At 60.5% G+C, this 15,783-nt stretch carries 12 protein-coding genes and 1 riboswitch; of the genes, 6 read left to right on the top strand and 6 right to left on the bottom strand.

The window, feature by feature from the left end; translation table 11 throughout:
• Position 1 precedes the first annotated feature (1 nt).
• The 4 genes from MTX36_RS00125 (at position 2) to MTX36_RS00140 (ending at position 7,218) form a co-directional block, all read left to right on the top strand.
• Positions 2-3,316, top strand: a complete 3,315-nt coding sequence (locus MTX36_RS00125; RefSeq protein WP_243617757.1) for a UvrD-helicase domain-containing protein — start codon at positions 2-4, stop codon at positions 3,314-3,316.
• On the top strand, positions 3,313-5,178 hold the full coding sequence (gene recD / locus MTX36_RS00130) for an exodeoxyribonuclease V subunit alpha (protein ID WP_243617758.1): 1,866 nt from the start codon (positions 3,313-3,315) through the stop codon (positions 5,176-5,178). The genes MTX36_RS00125 and recD overlap by 4 nt, the downstream gene beginning before the upstream one ends.
• 76 nt (positions 5,179-5,254) lie before the next feature.
• Positions 5,255-6,592 carry a hypothetical protein gene (locus MTX36_RS00135; RefSeq protein ID WP_243617759.1) on the top strand — a complete coding sequence of 446 codons (1,338 nt, stop codon included), beginning with the start codon at positions 5,255-5,257 and terminating at the stop codon, positions 6,590-6,592.
• A gap of 32 nt (positions 6,593-6,624) precedes the next feature.
• A riboswitch (SAM riboswitch) is annotated at positions 6,625-6,738 on the top strand.
• A gap of 33 nt (positions 6,739-6,771) precedes the next feature.
• A complete protein-coding gene (locus MTX36_RS00140) occupies positions 6,772-7,218 on the top strand; it encodes a hypothetical protein (protein WP_243617760.1) in 447 nt (148 codons plus the stop codon).
• A 49-nt stretch (positions 7,219-7,267) separates the two neighbouring features.
• Here the strand turns inward: MTX36_RS00140 and MTX36_RS00145 are convergent, their stop codons facing one another.
• Positions 7,268-8,569, bottom strand: a complete 1,302-nt coding sequence (locus MTX36_RS00145; RefSeq protein ID WP_094270082.1) for a TrpB-like pyridoxal phosphate-dependent enzyme — start codon at positions 8,567-8,569, stop codon at positions 7,268-7,270.
• A 375-nt stretch (positions 8,570-8,944) separates the two neighbouring features.
• Here MTX36_RS00145 and MTX36_RS00150 point away from each other — a divergent pair, with 375 nt between their 5' ends.
• Positions 8,945-9,523 carry a TetR/AcrR family transcriptional regulator gene (locus MTX36_RS00150; RefSeq protein WP_243617761.1) on the top strand — a complete coding sequence of 193 codons (579 nt, stop codon included), beginning with the start codon at positions 8,945-8,947 and terminating at the stop codon, positions 9,521-9,523.
• On the opposite strand, the gene MTX36_RS00155 is transcribed toward MTX36_RS00150, so the two are convergent.
• Positions 9,501-10,376 carry an aldo/keto reductase gene (locus MTX36_RS00155; protein WP_243617762.1) on the bottom strand — a complete coding sequence of 292 codons (876 nt, stop codon included), beginning with the start codon at positions 10,374-10,376 and terminating at the stop codon, positions 9,501-9,503. The two genes, MTX36_RS00150 and MTX36_RS00155, sit on opposite strands and share 23 nt — an antisense overlap.
• Before the next feature lie 51 nt (positions 10,377-10,427).
• On the opposite strand from MTX36_RS00155, the gene MTX36_RS00160 reads away from it, so the two are divergent.
• Complete coding sequence (locus tag MTX36_RS00160) at positions 10,428-11,246, top strand: HAD family hydrolase (RefSeq protein ID WP_243618214.1); 819 nt, start codon at positions 10,428-10,430, stop codon at positions 11,244-11,246.
• 2 nt (positions 11,247-11,248) lie between these two features.
• Here MTX36_RS00160 and MTX36_RS00165 read toward each other — a convergent pair whose 3' ends face one another.
• The 4 genes from MTX36_RS00165 to MTX36_RS00180 all read right to left on the bottom strand — a co-directional run bounded on the left by MTX36_RS00165 (position 11,249) and on the right by MTX36_RS00180 (position 15,680).
• Positions 11,249-12,130, bottom strand: coding sequence for an alpha/beta fold hydrolase (locus MTX36_RS00165; RefSeq protein ID WP_243617763.1), 882 nt, complete (start codon positions 12,128-12,130; stop codon positions 11,249-11,251).
• A gap of 479 nt (positions 12,131-12,609) precedes the next feature.
• The gene (locus MTX36_RS00170) at positions 12,610-13,410 is read right to left on the bottom strand and encodes a uracil-DNA glycosylase (protein WP_243617764.1); all 801 of its coding nucleotides are present in this window, start codon (positions 13,408-13,410) and stop codon (positions 12,610-12,612) included.
• 718 nt (positions 13,411-14,128) lie between these two features.
• Positions 14,129-14,794 (bottom strand): hypothetical protein, encoded by a 666-nt coding sequence (locus MTX36_RS00175; protein WP_243617765.1) that lies wholly within the window; start codon positions 14,792-14,794, stop codon positions 14,129-14,131.
• A 121-nt stretch (positions 14,795-14,915) separates the two neighbouring features.
• A complete protein-coding gene (locus MTX36_RS00180; RefSeq protein ID WP_243617766.1) occupies positions 14,916-15,680 on the bottom strand; it encodes an SDR family NAD(P)-dependent oxidoreductase in 765 nt (254 codons plus the stop codon).
• Positions 15,681-15,783 lie beyond the last annotated feature (103 nt).

Consider the following 15,783-nt stretch of genomic DNA (forward strand, 5'->3'; position numbering starts at 1 on the left):
CATGGACTTCGATCTGTTGGGGAAGCTTCCCACCGGAACAACGGTGCTGGAGGCGAGTGCCGGTACCGGCAAGACGTACGCCATTGTCGGACTGGCAACTCGGTGCGTAGCCGAGGGCGTTGCCGACATTTCGCAGGTACTGCTGGTGACATTCAGTAGGGCTGCCACACAAGAACTTCGGGAACGTACGCGTGAGCGGTTTGCGGGCGTTTCGGCAGCGTTGGCCGATGTCGACAACGCTCGGTCATCCCAGGACGAGCTCATAAGCTATCTGGCCTCCACCGCTGATGACGAGGTAGCGCTCCGTCGTCGTCGACTCCTCCGGGCACTTGCCGAGTTCGATTCCGGAACTATGACCACGACGCACAGCTTCTGTCAGCGGATGCTCGACAGCCTGGGTATCGCGGGCGAACGGGAACCTGACGCGACGTTTGTCGAATCGGTGGACGACCTGATTGCCGAGGTCGTCACCGACCTCTATCTCATTCGGTACAGCGCTCTGGATACGTCGCCGCCGTTCTCGATGAACGATGCGTTGGCAATTGCGCGCAGTGCGGTGGCGGATGGACAGGCGGTCCTCGAACCGGATGCCGATGAAGAAACCGTCCCCGGCCAGCGAGTATTGTTCGCGGCTGCGGCAAGAATCGAGGTCGAACGACGTAAGCGGGCCAAAGGGATTCGCGACTTCAACGATCTCTTGACCCTCCTGCACGGTGTGCTCGCGGATCCGGACTGCGGGTCCGAAGCATGCCGTCGAGTGCGCGAGAAGTTCCGGGTAGTTCTTATCGACGAGTTTCAGGACACCGACCCACTGCAGTGGGAAATCCTAAGGCTCGCGTTTCACGGACAGACGACGCTCGTCCTGGTTGGTGACCCCAAGCAGGCCATCTACGCGTTCCGTGGTGCCGAGGTGCTGAGTTATCTGGACGCAGTCCGTCAGGCCGATTCACATCAGGAACTCACCACCAATTGGCGCAGCGATCCGGGAGTTCTGACTGCGCTTCAACATCTGTACGGTGGCGCGGCGCTCGGTAACGAAGACATCGTGGCGCATCCGGTTGCGCCGTCGCACAAGGTTTCCCGGCTCTCTGATCAGCCTCCCTTGCGGTTGCGTTATCTGCCTCGAACAGGTGCGGGTCCGCTCAACCGGTCGCAGTTCCCGGCGGTCGGTCGATTGCGTAGTCGAATCGCCGAGGATCTTGCCGCCGACGTCGTGCGTCTGTTGCACAGTGGTTCGAGTTTGACTCTCGGTGGTTCCACACGCCCGGTAGTGCCCGGTGATATCGCAGTCTTGGTGCGTAATCACAAGCAGGCCGAGATGATTCGCGGCACCCTCGAGAGAGTGGGTGTTCCCTCGGTGTTGGCGGGAGGCTCGAGCGTATTCGCGACACCGAGTGCCCAGCACTGGTTGTGGCTGTTGCAGGCCGTCGAGCAGCCGCATCGCAGCGACAGAGTGCGGTTGGCCGCACTGTCCCCGATCCTGGGGTATACGCCGGAGATGGTGGATTCCGATGGCAACACCGTAGTGGCTGCCGTATCGGGTCAGTTGCGGGTGTTTGCCGAGCTGTTCGGGCGTATCGGTTTTGCCGCGGTGTTCGAACGTATCTCTTCTGAAACAGGCTTGGAGAGAAGGATATTGTCGGCACCTGCGGGTGAGCGGCAGTTCACCGACCTGCGACATATCGCGCAGATGCTGGGCCGAGTAGCGGCCGAAGAGTCCTTCGGGTTGAGTGCGCTGGTGCGTTGGCTCAGTGATCGAATCAAGGATCCGGCTTCGGGAAGCGTGACTGATCGCAGCCGACGTTTGGACAGTGACGCGGCGGCGGTGCAGATCGCGACGGTTCACGCCAGCAAGGGGCTCGAGTTCCCGATTGTGTACGTGCCCTTCGGTTGGGACAGCGTCGGCGGATTCGCGGCGGCCACTCAGATGCTTCACGACGGAGACGGACGCAGACTGCTCGATGTCGGAGGGGAATACGGTCCGGGATACGGCGCCAGGAAGCTGACGGCTGAAACTGAAAGTGCGGGCGAGGAATTGCGTCTGCTGTACGTGGCACTCACCCGGGCTCAATGTCAGGTGGTCTTGTGGTGGGCACCGGCATTCGGCACGTCCCGGTCTGCGTTGCACCGGCTACTACTCGGGCGCAGTCCCGGAATTTCCGAGCCGACGCGCGTAGTGAAGGTGCTTGACGACGGCGTCATTGCGGCACGTTTGGAATCGTGGCCGGCCGAGAGGTCGGACGTGATTTCTGTTGAATCCGTGGGTCCGCACCCGCCGTCCGTCGAGCGATGGTCTGAATCCGGCACCGAGGCTTACACATTGGAAGCCGCACGATTCGATCGTGATCTGGACTCGTTGTGGCGTCGGACATCGTATTCGGCGTTGACGGCGGGCGCTCACCACGCACCCACTGCTGACAGTGAGGCAGAGAATCCGGGGAAGGATGACGAACCGGAAGAATCCGTCGAGGCCGGTCCGGTAGTAGCGTCGCCGCTGGAAGCGCTACCGTCGCCGATGAACGGTTTACCGGCCGGCGCAGCGTTCGGCACGCTCGTTCACGAAATCTTTGAAGTAGTAGACACGTCGGCGCAGGATTTGCGCAGCGAACTCGGCGATCGGTGCAGTGAGGCAGTATCCGCCCGCGCTGCGGACATCGACCCGGATGCACTGGCCGATGCCTTGTTGCTGGTGATGCAGACGCCCTTGGGTTTCGGAACCTTGGCAAGTATTGCACCGTCGAATCGACTGCCGGAGTTGGATTTCGAGCTGCCGTTGGCCGGTGGTGACGATCCGGTGTCCTTGAGTGTCACGCTCCACCGGGTGGCGGACCTCCTCCGAAAGCACTTGCCGCACGACGACATTCTTGTGGGTTACGCCGACCATCTCGATCGTGTCGAGACCATGCCGATGCGGGGATTTCTGACGGGAAGCATCGATGCGGTACTGCGGATCCCCGGGCCGTCGTTTGTGATCGTCGACTACAAGACCAACCGATTGGGTCGAGGCGATCTCACTGCGGCCCACTACACTCGGGACTTGATGGCGGCCGAAATGATCCGTTCGCACTACCCACTTCAAGCCTTGTTGTATTCGGTTGCGCTGCACCGGTATCTGCGTTGGCGGCTCGCGGATTACGATCCACATCGGCATCTCGGCGGTGCTCAGTACCAGTTCGTCCGCGGCATGCTCGGCCCCGGAAGCCCAGCAGGCTGCGGCGTGTTCGAGTGGAAGCCGCCGGCCGCACTTGTAGTTGAGCTTTCGGATCTCCTTGCAGGCCATGTCCCGTCCGTCGATGCAGTGCAGGAGTCCCGATGACCGACTCGCAACTGGCTCAGCGAGCGCGGGGGATAGTGCGCACGTTCAATGAGGCTGGAGTTCTTGTGGCCGCCGACGTCCATGTGGCCGCCAGGCTGTGCGCGTTGGGCGGGGAACCGTCGCACGACGTCATGCTGGTTGCGGCCCTGGCTGTGCGCGCGGTGCGCTCGGGATCGGTATGCCTGGATCTGCGACGCATGCATCTGGTCATCGTCGACGGCGCCACCGAAGCAGACCTCGCGGCGTTGCCGTGGCCGGAACCCGACGCGATTGTCAGCGCGCTGCGGCTCAGTCCATTGGTGATCGGTGGAACTGCCGGCCCGCTGCGGCCACTGCGTCTGGTGGATACCGATGACGGCGAATTGTTGTACCTCGATCGGTACTTCTTGCAGGAGCAGACTATTCGTCGGGTGCTCGACGAACGAGCCGCCACACATCCGGCCATCGACTCGGATGCGGTTCGTGCCGGGTTGGATAGATTCTTCGTTGACAATACGGTGCCCACACCCAGTCCGGACCGCCAGCGTGTGGCGGCGGCGCTCGCGCTCACACACTGGACCACCGTCGTTGCCGGCGGTCCGGGAACCGGCAAGACTCACACGGTGGCACGCATTCTTGCGCTCCTCGTAACCGAGCATGGTTCCACGGTCAGGATCGGACTCGCCGCGCCCACCGGTAAAGCCGCTGCGCGACTGCAGGAATCGGTACGTGAGCAAGCCGAGCTGTTGGAACTTCCATCGGAACTGACCGCGATGACCCTGCACCGGTTGTTGGGTTGGCAGCGCGGCAGTGCCAGTAGGTTCAAGTACAACGCGTCCAATCGGCTGCCGTACGACGTGGTGGTGGTAGACGAGACCTCGATGGTGTCGTTGACGTTGATGGCACGTTTGCTCGAGGCTGTGCGTCCTGATGCGAGGTTGCTGCTGGTCGGTGACCCGGATCAGCTGACCTCCGTCGATGCCGGCGCTGTTCTCGCCGACCTTGTTGCGAGGCCGTCACAAGCCCCGGGCAACCCGGTGCTCGACGATGTGGTCGCCGAAGACCTTGCAGATCGCGATGCGGAAGAATCGCTCTCCGATCATGATCGAGATCGGCTTCGCGCCGGCATAGTGCAGCTTTCCCGCGGCAGAAGATTCGACGGAACCATTGCGCAATTGGCGCACGCGGTTCGGGAGGGCAAAGGTGCCGAGGTCATGGCAATCCTCCGCAGCGACGATCCTGCCGTGTCGTTCCACTCACCCGACGATCTGGACTCCTTGCGTGCAGACCTAGTCGGCAGTTCCGAGGCCGTGACCAGGTTCGCAGAACGGGGCGACGCGTCAGGCGCCGTGAAAAGCATGGAAACGCACCGGCTGCTGTGCGCTCACCGTGACGGTCCGTACGGAGTCAGCCGCTGGGCGCAGCAGGCCATGGACTGGGTTGGCAGCGCATCCGGGCAGTTCTTGAACCCCGCGCAGTGGTATCCCGGTCAGCCGTTGCTGGTGACAGCCAATGACTACGAGGTGGGCATCTACAACGGTGATACCGGGGTGATCGTCGATAGCGGCGACGGCGTACTCATGGCTGCCTTCCAACGAGGGAACGAGACCTTCGAGTTGCATCCGAGCTCGTTGTCGGCTGTGCAGACGGTGTACGCGATGACCATTCACCGAAGCCAAGGCAGCCAGTACGACACGGTCTCGGTGATGCTGCCGGCGGAGGCGTCGTCGCTACTGACCCGAGAGTTGTTGTACACCGCCATCACTCGCGCACGAACCCATGTACGGGTGATCGGAACGGAGGAATCCGTGCGGGCGGGCGTCGAGCGTCAAGTGCTCCGGGCCAGTGGATTGCGTCGCGAAATTCGGCCCTACTCGGGTTAAGAGTGCGGATGCCGGGTACTTATTGAGGGCATTGCCTCCGCTGTCGACGCTTGATCGAGCGATACCGAGACCCCATATGGAATCCGCAGATGCCCAACCACTCAGCATTTCGGAGCGCGCTGAACTGGAGAAGTTACGCGCCCAACTGGCGGCGACCAGCGGAGAGAACCATGACGACGGGAAGCATGGTGGCCACTCGGGTGTGCGGTGGACCGGCGTCGGGATTCTCCTCGTCTTGATTCTGGTGCTGTCGTTTTGCGGTGTTCTGGCTCGGTATGCGCGCAGCGAAGTGCTCGATACCGACCGCTATGTGCAGACCATCGCCCCACTGGGGTCCAATTCGGTCCTGCAAGGCGAAATCACCGACCGAATCACCGATGAGATCGATTCCCAATTGGATATCGAAAAGGTGACCGCAGACGCGTTGACGTCTCTGACCGAGAACGCGGAGCGTGTGCCCCCGGTTGTTGTGGGGCTTGCGCCTGTGATTGCGAGTCAAGCGAAATCATTCATCCATCAGACGGTGGGATCGTTGGTGGCCTCGGATCAGTTCGAAACGCTGTGGATCGAGGCGAACAAACAGGCCCATCAATCGTTGACGGCCGTGTTGACCGGCGATACACGAGCTGGAATTCAGATCAATGATCAGGGCGCGGTCAGCATCTCGCTTGCACCGATCATCGAAAGGGCCAGCACGGTACTCACCGATCGTGGGTTTGCATTTGCCGACAAGATCCCGGACGTGAACAAGACGTTCGTGATTTTCGAATCACCGAACCTGGTCAAGGCGCAGCGGCTGGTGTCAGCTCTGGACAAAGCGTCGGCTGTGTTGCCGTGGTTGATTCTGATTGCTGCCGCGGGGGCAATCTGGTGTGCACCGGCCGGGTCGCGTCGACGCGCTCTCGCCCTGGTCGGCGTCAGTATTGCAGTGGCGATGGCGCTCCTGGCGATAGCGCTGAGCATTGGGCGGGCGGTGTATCTGGACGATATTCCGTCGGATGTCCTCTCACCTCAAGCGGCGGCGGTGCTCATCGACACGCTTCTCTTGCCGCTCAAGACCAGCCTGCGCGCTGTATTCATTCTCGCTATTGTCATCGCGGTGGTCGGCTACCTCACCGGTCACTCGGCGTCGGCCAGTGCCGTGCGCCGCGGGTTCAGCAGGGCTGTCGGCTCGGTAAGATCGGATTCGGATCGCGAGCCCAATGCGTTCGAGGTGATTTGCGCTAAATACACTGTGGCGCTTCGAGTTTTGTTTGTTGCCATTGCTGTAGCCGTATTGATTTTCTGGCGATATCCGTCCGGGGTCGTGGTGGCGGTGACAGTGCTCATTACCGTACTGGCCCTACTTGCTCTCGAGCTGATTGCGCGGCCGGCCCGCGCCCGCGGGAACGTGGTCGGTACTCAAAAGATGTGACATGTCGAAGGGTTCATGTACTCTTGGGTCAGCTTCACGAGATGCGGTGCCAAGCTCCGACTGGCCGCACACCAACCCCACTGGCGTTCCGGGGTGGTTCGGATGACGAAGCGGTCCGCACCGACCGGTATGGGCAAGAGCGCCCCCGTCCGCGGCGGGCCAAGCCGCAGGAGTTCGTAATGAGTGAAAATGTGTTTGATCACGCTGAGTTGAGTCCCGAAGAGCTGCTCGATCCAGCAACCTTGGTCCCGGGAGACTTGATCGTTGCCGGGGGAGGTCGCGTCCTGGTAGTGGGATTTCCGCAGTCGCACAGGGATTCTCGGGGAAAAATTGTCTTCACCGTGGATACGGTTGCTCGCGATGAAACGGTCGGCGTCACAGTCCTCGGAGAGGAGACCGTCTGGCGCAGAGATCTTTTCGATCCCAGCAGGTACGAGTATGAGGTTGCCCCCACCCGCAGTGGTCTTCAGGAGATCCGGGCGCTCACGAGGAACGGTGTCAAGGTCGGCGCACTCAGAAGGTCGCTGTCGGACGGCGCGATCGTCGAAATCAGTCCGGCCAGTTCATTTCATCCGTTGCACGCGTTACTTCTCGATCAGGCTCGCAGAGTGCGTACTGCGGCGTGACCGGTGGTGTCGGTACCTCCCGGAAACGGGAGGTACCGACACCAGTTCGTCAGACGTACTGCGAGTACGCGGGCAGATCCAGCTGACCGTTGCCGGACAAACCGATCACGATCACCTCCGGCTCGGTCGCGTTGCGTGCGTGGGCAATTGCTCCGGCGACGGCGTGAGTCGATTCCGGTGCGGGGATGATGCCTTCGGCGCGGGCAAATACCAGCCCGGCCTGCAGTGCCTCGTCCTGGCCAACTGCAATGGCGTCCATCAAACCGAGGTTGACAGCGTGCGAGACCATCGGCGACATGCCGTGGTAGCGCAGGCCGCCGGCGTGGATGGCCGGGGGAACAAAATCCTTGCCCAGCGTGTGCATCTTGAGCAGCGGCGTCAGGCCCGCAACGTCACCGAAGTCGTAGCGGTACTCACCCTCGGTCAGGGACGGGCACGCTGACGGCTCGCAAGCGACGAGACGAGTCTTGGTGCCCTCACGCAAATTGCGTCCGAGGAACGGGAACGTCAGACCAGCCAGGTTGGAACCTCCACCAGCACAACCGAACACGATGTCCGGTACGGCGTCGCCGGCCTCTTCGAGCTGAACCATTGCTTCCTGGCCGATGACGGTCTGGTGCAGCATGACGTGGTTCAGGACGGAACCGAGGGAGTAGTGGGTATTGGGATCCTGAGCAGCAACCTCGACTGCCTCACTGATCGCCATACCCAGTGAACCCGAGGTGCCGGGATGTGATTTCAGAAGCGCGCGACCAGCTTCCGTCAGATCCGACGGCGACGGATGGCAGATTCCACCGTAGGCCTCCATCTGGATACGACGGTACGGCTTCGAGTCGAAGGACGAGCGGACCTGCCAGACCTCGACCTCGAGTCCGAGAAGAGCACCGGCGAAGGACAACGATGCACCCCACTGGCCCGCGCCCGTTTCGGTGGTGAGCTTGGTGGTTCCTTCAAGAGCGTTGTAGTACGCCTGAGCCACAGCGGTATTCGGCTTGTGCGAGCCGACGGGGCTCACGCCCTCGTACTTGTAGTAGATGCGGGCCGGCGTTCCCAGGGCGCGCTCGAGTCGGTGTGCCCGGACCAGCGGAGAGGGTCTCCACATGCCGTAGATCTCGCGGACGGTCTCCGGGATCTCGATGTACCGCTCCGTTGCCACTTCCTGCATGATGAGGCTCATCGGGAACAGCGGCGCAAGATCCTCGGGGCCCAGCGGCTCACGGGTACCGGGGTGCAAGTGCGGCGGGACGGGTTCGGGGAGGTCAGCCGCCAGGTTGTACCAGTGCGTCGGAACCTTCGACGGGATGGATACGCCCAAAGGCTCGAGCGAACGGTTGAGTGGTGTGGTGGTCAACTAACTCTCCTTCATGGATTCGAGTACCTGATACGAGTATCGGGTGATCCAATGCAGGAGCGTGCGGACCACCCGATCTGATTCGGGGCAGCACGCAGTTGCGGCTGACCGTCAGCGGTCAAGCCACCAGGTGTGTGTGGGAAGCAAGGTCACGACGCGATGGTACATCGCGGGTTCGGAACCGGTGTGTGTCGGCTCGGTGAACGGGCCACAATCCTAGTGAGCACCGTTTGTCTCGAGCTAGTGCCGCTTTCAGCAGGCAAGAACGGGTGCTCACTACGCACAGAAGGTGCTCACTCCCGGCCTGAATCACTGCTCCCATGAAGTAGCGTGGTGGTGAATCCAGTCCACGAGATGCGTGAAGGAGCTGCGGCGATGGTAGAGGTGAGCTCACGTGACCGGATGATCCGCAGCGCAGTCGAGTTGATCAGCCGCAACGGCGTCGACGCGACCTCGTTCAACGACGTGATCAAGCACAGCGGGGCGCCGCGTGGTTCCATCTACCACCACTTTCCCGGTGGAAAGACGCAGTTGATGGTCGAGGCGGTGCAGGCGGCCGGCGCGATAATCACCCGCAGGATCAGCGCGGCAGCCGTCACGGGTTCGCCCGCCGACGTCATCGATGCGGTCGGCGATATCTGGCGTCGTAACCTCGCGCAATCCGACTATGCGATCGGCTGCCCAGTCATCGCCGGCGGGCTGGCCAGAGCCAGTGAGCCCGAAGTTGCGGAGGCTGCTGCCGAGGTACTGCTCGGCTGGCAGAAACTCGTCGAGACTGCGCTGGAAGCCGCAGGTTCACCGGCAGCGCAGGCTCAGTCGATGGCAAACCTGACGATCGCCTCGATCGAGGGGGCCGTTGCGCTGTGTCAGACGACGCGCAGCATCGAACCCCTCGAACGGGTAATGACGACCTTGCAGGAACTGTCGAAAATTACTGTGGCGCACCAATATTAAGTTCGTCCGGATGTGCGCCGACGCGGGTGCCGTCGTCGAGCGTCGCAATTTCGCTGAGGTCGAGTTCGGTGAGTTCGAAGTCGAAGACATCGATATTTGCGGCTATGCGGGCATCGTGAACGGACTTGGGAATGACGATCAAACCGTTCTGCAGATGCCAACGAATCAATACCTGCGCCGCTGACTTGCTGTGGCGGTCACCGATGCGGGTAATGATCGGATCCGTCAGGAGCGTGTTCGGCTTGGATGCCGGACCCCATCCTGCGTTGCTGGTACCGCCGAGCGGGCTCCATGACTCGACGGCAATTCCATGCTCGGCAGCCTTCTCGCGAATAGTGGACTGGGGGAGGTGCGGATGCAGTTCCACCTGATCCACCGCCGGGAGCAGCCCACCACGGTCGACGAGAAGCTGCAGGTGGTGGGGTTCGAAATTGCAAACACCGACGGCTTTCGCGCGGCCGGATTCTGCGATCTTCTCCATCGCGTCCCAGGTGCGGAGCAGACGTTCCTTGTCCTGAAGAGGCCAGTGAACGAGGTAGAGATCGACGTAATCGACGCCCAGCTTGTCGATGCTCGTATCAAACGCCTTCAATGCAGGTTCGTAACCCTGATCCGAGTTCCACAGCTTGGTGGTCAGGAAGACGTCTTCGCGGGCAACTGATGAACGTGCAAGGCCGCGTCCGACGCCTTCCTCGTTGCCATACGCCGAGGCCGTGTCGATGTGGCGGTAACCGGCCTCGTCGAGCGCAAATCGCACGGCATGTTCGGTTTCGTCGTTGGTGGCCTGCCAGACGCCGAGGCCGAGTTGCGGGATGGTTGTTCCGGAATTCAGCGTGATGTCGGGGATACTCATGCAACCAGGCTAGCGAGGGTGGCTGAGGTTTTCCTGGCATCATTGACCTACGTGACTGGAATCCGAATGTTTGCCACCGACCTCGACGGCACTCTGCTGCGCTCCGATCGAACAATTTCCGAGCGTACGGCGCTGGCGATGGAGAATGCGCGGCTCGCCGGGATCGAAGTTGTGTGGGCTACAGCGCGAGCGCGCCATTCCGTGCACACGCTCGCACGCTCCTGCGGATTCCGAGGGAAAGCGGTGTGCGCCAATGGTGCCGTCATTCTCGATCTTGCCGACGGTACCCCGAGGATCGTCGATACTATCTCGATCGAAACATCTTTGGCAGCAATGGCAATGGAACAAATTCGAGCGTTGATTCCGGGCGTTGTCTTTGCGAACGTCGGTCCTACCCAGTTCTTTGCAGAACCGGAATACGCTGCGCTGTGTGACTTCTCGGATCATCACCGACACCTCCACGAGATGGTTCTCGCGGACGCCTTGCCGCTGGATATCGAACCTATGGTGAAGATTGTTGCCCGGCACCCGCACGTTCCGAGTGCTGATTTGTACCGGACTGCGGTGGCTGCCGGGATTGCCGGCGTCGAACTGACTCATTCGGGTGCCCCGTACCTGGAAATGGCGGCGGCCGGTGTATCCAAAGCCAGTGCGCTGGCACAGTTGTGCGCGGCAGAAGGCATCGAACCTTCGCAGGTTGCAGCCGCGGGTGACGCCTTCAACGACATGGCGATGCTGATGTGGGCGGGCACCGCTCTGGCACCGTCGAACGCTCTGTCCGAGATCCTCGAACTAGCCGATCGGGTATTGCCCAGCCACAACGACGACGGGGTGGCGAGCTATCTCGAGGAGTTGGTGGCAGGTCAGTAGTTTCAGCTGTTGACGGCTGTTGGTCCGAAACCCACGCCGCAGTCCGTCATGAACTCCGCGAATACTCGATCGAAGCGATCCGGATAGTCAAGATGCGGGAAATGCCCGGCGCGAGGGAAGATTTCGACGCGTCCGAGAGGGAGCTCTGCAACCGCATTCTGGGTGTGGGCGTTGGGGATGATGCTGTCTTCCGCACCCCAGACCAGTAGCGCCTGCAGGTTCTTGAACTTCCCGAAATGTGTTGTAGCCGTGACAGTCTGGCCTTGGTAGTTGATTACGGATCGGGCTGTCGCCAGAAATGCTTGTCGAGTGGACGCGTCGGCGACGGAGGCGAAGCTCTTGCGCGCCTCGGTGGCGCTCGCACCTAATTTGAACAGGCCGATCTTGTTGAACTGCTCGAGGACCTTGTTCGTGGCATCGGTCAGTGCCTTCGAAGCGAGGAGGGGAAGCACCAACTCACTGCCCGGCAACGTTGCCGCGCGGAGGAGTGGGCTGACCTCTGGTCCCAAGCCGCCACTGGCGACCAAGCACAGGCGCTCGACGCGGTCGGGGAACAAGTACAGCGTTTGCATGGCGACCCCGCCGCCGAGTGAATGGCCCACCAGCGTGGCCGACGGGATATCGAGGGCTTCGAGTAGATCGCGCACGGTTGCTGCATGCGCGCTCAGTGAGTAATCGCCGGCAGGCTTGTCGGAGGCGCCATGGCCGAACAGATCGGGCGCGATGACGCGGTAGCGCCGGGAAAGCGTCTCGATCTGCGGCTCCCAGTTGGAGTGCGCTCCGAGAAGACCGTGGATCAACACCACGACGGGCCCGTCGCCCTGATCAACGTATTTCAGCTGGTCACCGTGCAGTACAACGGTCTGCAGTTGGTCGGTTGCCATGATTGAACCTTCCAGAGTGGCCAGTCGTTCCAAGTCACTCGCGTGTTGTGAGGGCCGCAGTTCCGCCCCGACGCGGCCTCGCTGTATTTGTAACCGGGAGTACCCAGTGTCCTTAGTATGCAGACCTCAAGGCATTCTGTCGTGGGGATCGGAGTGCGTTGTGATCAAAGGTGAATGATGCGGCACGAGGAGACGTAGGACTCATCGATATGAAGATTAGACGAAACTCTGACCTGGCACGTAGGTCGCGCAGATGGGACTGACAATGGCCGAACACGCAGTTGTAGCCAAGACGAGCGCATTTCGTAACAAGTGCATGCAAGAGTCGCACATACGCAACGGATTTGCAGGAACGGAATGCTCCGGACTGATATTGCCGAAATTTTCGGTTTCGGCGGAACTGCGCTGTACCTCCATTTGAAGTAATCGAGTACGAAACAGTGTGATCAGGTTCAGCAAGCTTGACCAATGGAGACGCCTTAAAATGGCGGTTCGCCGGCTTGAGCATCGTCAACCTGCACATAATCGGACTGCTCTGGATATCGCACCGGCCGCAAATGCATCGCTGCCTTGTGGAACGCCTCGTGGAGATTGTTTTCATAGCGCTCGATCAAGGTTGCCGAATTTGAACTTGGATCAACCAATCGTGCACTGGTGTGGTAAGTCTCGATAACGTACGGGCGGTTGGCAGCTCTCGGATTGTGCCGCAGAAGCCGTTCCCATGCATCCTGCGCCACCCGGCCATGAAGCATGACCGCCGTCAGGTTTGGAAGCAGTTCAAGTAGTTCTTCAAGTGCGAGTGTTGCCTGACGTTCCTCTTTGAGTGATCTGTTCTTGTCGTAGCCGCTCCAAGGAAATGCATTCCAGGAAACAACGTCCTCGATGTCTATTTTGTATTCATCGAGAAAATTCTTGTGACGAATCGAAGACGAATCGACGTTTTCGTGACATATCATCCCCGGTCCGTCGTGATGAGGGGTCGAACTCCAACCTGGCGACTGAAAAAGGGCGAGTATGCGTGCGTTCCTGCCGCCGTAGGTGGGGGCAACGTGGGGTATGAAACGATCAGGATGCTCAGCGTGAAGCCTGTCGACAAGTTCGTTGATTGGCTTGACGTTAGGAGCGTAAATATGGCGTCGAAGTTCTCTGACGTACGCCGGATCGGCGCAGCGCTGACTGGGTGACGGTTCGGCGCAGCGTTGACTGGGTGACGGTTCGGCGCAGCGTTGACTGGGTGACGGTTCGTTGAACTGTTTCGCGAACTCTGCAACTTTTGTCACCAATCCGACTCGGTACGTGCTTGCTTGATTCACTAACCTGTCGAACCGACGCTTTCGCTCCATGCTTTCTCCCATCTCGGCGCTCGTACTACTGCACGAGCACTTACGACTACCTCGACTTGCTGACTCGTCGATCTGTCCCAGGGCTTGTAGCCCTTCAATATTGAGGCTGACCTGGATCCGACTTCTCACTGGACATGACGAATCTACGTGAACACAGATGAAGAGGCTTAGATGGGCTGTCCTTCTATTTGGCGTGGTTCAGAACAAGTTCGCAGTACACTCTGGCCATCCAACGATGAGTGGCGGGCATTGTTGGATGGTCGTCGATTGAAGCTCGTACAGTTCGATCCAGTTCTAAGAGAGCAACACAGGGGTCTTGAGCATCTGTGCGTTACCCAACTCTTTGCAACTCTGACATAGGTTGCGCCACTACCATCGATGGTTGTTGAAAACAGGTTTGAAGAGATTCGAACCTTGTTCGAATCTTGAACTTGCACGAGTTGAATGATATTCCGGTTATTCTCGCTGCCGCCGAGGGTTCTCGAGTGTGGACTTATCGGTAGGTTGCGTTGGTTCTGTATTCAGCCCGTGTACCCGTGAAGCCCTCGTACTGGAGTCGTTCGATCAGTCCCTGCACAAAAGCGCCTGCTGATCGAGCAGTCCTGTGACCGTGCGGGGATTCGCATTCTGCGACTGGGGAATTGCCGATTGAGCGTCAGGCAAAATCCTCGAGTTTCCCGAACGTCAGGGCGACATCCCACGGATGGACGTTCCACGTTTGGATCGCTGCTGTGGCGAAGATGCCGGCGGCCTCGATGGTGTCCTGTGATGCCGGGGCGGCCACCGACACTCCTGGTTGATCGTTCGGAACTTCAGGCCAGACGCCGGTATCGGCGGGCACCGGCGCTGCTTCCATGACGGCATTGGCCGTGCCGTCTTCGCTGATCACGGCAAACAGGCAATGTGGTTGCGGCGGAGCGTCCCATCCGCCGAGTTCGGCGAGCCAGAATTCGCCACGCCCGGCCGCCGAGAGTGCGACCGATGCGAGTGCAAGTTCGAGATCGTCCCACGGATCTCCGACGACGGGAATTGCATCACCGAGTTGGAAAGGTTCGGCGAGGGCGGCGCTGTCGGGGGATGCGAAACGCGGCTGAACAGTGAGTGTTCCGGCTTGCATATCCAGCATGGCGACTTCACGAAATCTGTTGTCCGGCATCATCGTGCGGGAGATTATTCCGCGTCCGAGAAGTTTGCCGAGGGCTTCGGGATTGTCGACGCTCCACAAGTGGGTCTCGTCCTCGGACCAGGTGCGGATCATGCCGCTGACGACGGGACTGATCAACACAGGCTCGAGTTGCGTGTTGCCTATCAGTTCGCTCATCGCTGGCTCCCGCCGAAGTTTGTGCCGCCGGGCGCGTTCCGGGCGACACCATAAGTATGCAGCCTCTTGCTGTGCGCCTTTATTACCCGCCCGCGGTTAATAAAGGCGCACAGCAGTTCGGTCACATATGTGTGCCGCCGTCAATGCGGATTTCTGTTCCGGTGACGAAGGATCCGTCTTCGGATGCGAGCATCGCGATGACGCCGGCCACTGCGGACGGGGGAGCGAAGCCGTTGCCGATGGCCGGTAGCAACTTACTGATGAGGGAGTAGTCGATCTCTTCGGGGAACCCGGGGTTGGAGGTCATTCCCGACGCGATGCTGCCCGGCGCGACGGCAACAGCGCGCAGGCCCTGCTTGCTGTATTCGAGAGCGATTGCGTGCGTGAAGGACTGGATTGCGCCCTTGGATGCGGCGTACGCAGCCATGTACGGGTGGGCGAATGTTGCGGACGTGGAGCTGAAGTTGACCACTACGCCGTTGCCGGTTTCGAGCAGCGCCGGGAGAGCCTCACGCGTCATGAGGAATGTGCCGGTGAGGTTGACGCCGATGACGGTGTTCCAGAAGTCGAGTGACATCTCGTGGGTGTGTGCGGAACGCAGAATTCCGGCCGCATTGACCAGCACGTCAAGTCCGCCGAGTGCGGTGATGGCAGAACCGATCTGCTCGTGCACGGAAGTTTCGTTGGAGATGTCGACGGTGACGATGGTCAGCCGGTCGCTGTCACCGGCTGCTACGGCTGCGGCCCGAGTGAGTTCCAGTCCGTCTTCCGAAATATCGGCTGCGACAACGGTGCCGCCTTCGGACAGGATCCGAGCAACTGTGGCCTGTCCGATGCCGGACCCTGCACCACTGATGAGGACACGTTTGTTGTCGAAGCGATTCATGAAGACTCTCCGGTCTGTCGAAGTGGATTGTGCCGTTTCCCATTCTGCGCGCTGAAGCACACCGAACCAGGGGGCGTTCCATTCAGTGAACGAAGACAGCTTG

The sequence above is a fragment of the Rhodococcus sp. ARC_M6 genome (genome assembly GCF_022810305.1).
In the GTDB taxonomy this organism is placed as follows: domain Bacteria; phylum Actinomycetota; class Actinomycetes; order Mycobacteriales; family Mycobacteriaceae; genus Rhodococcus_F.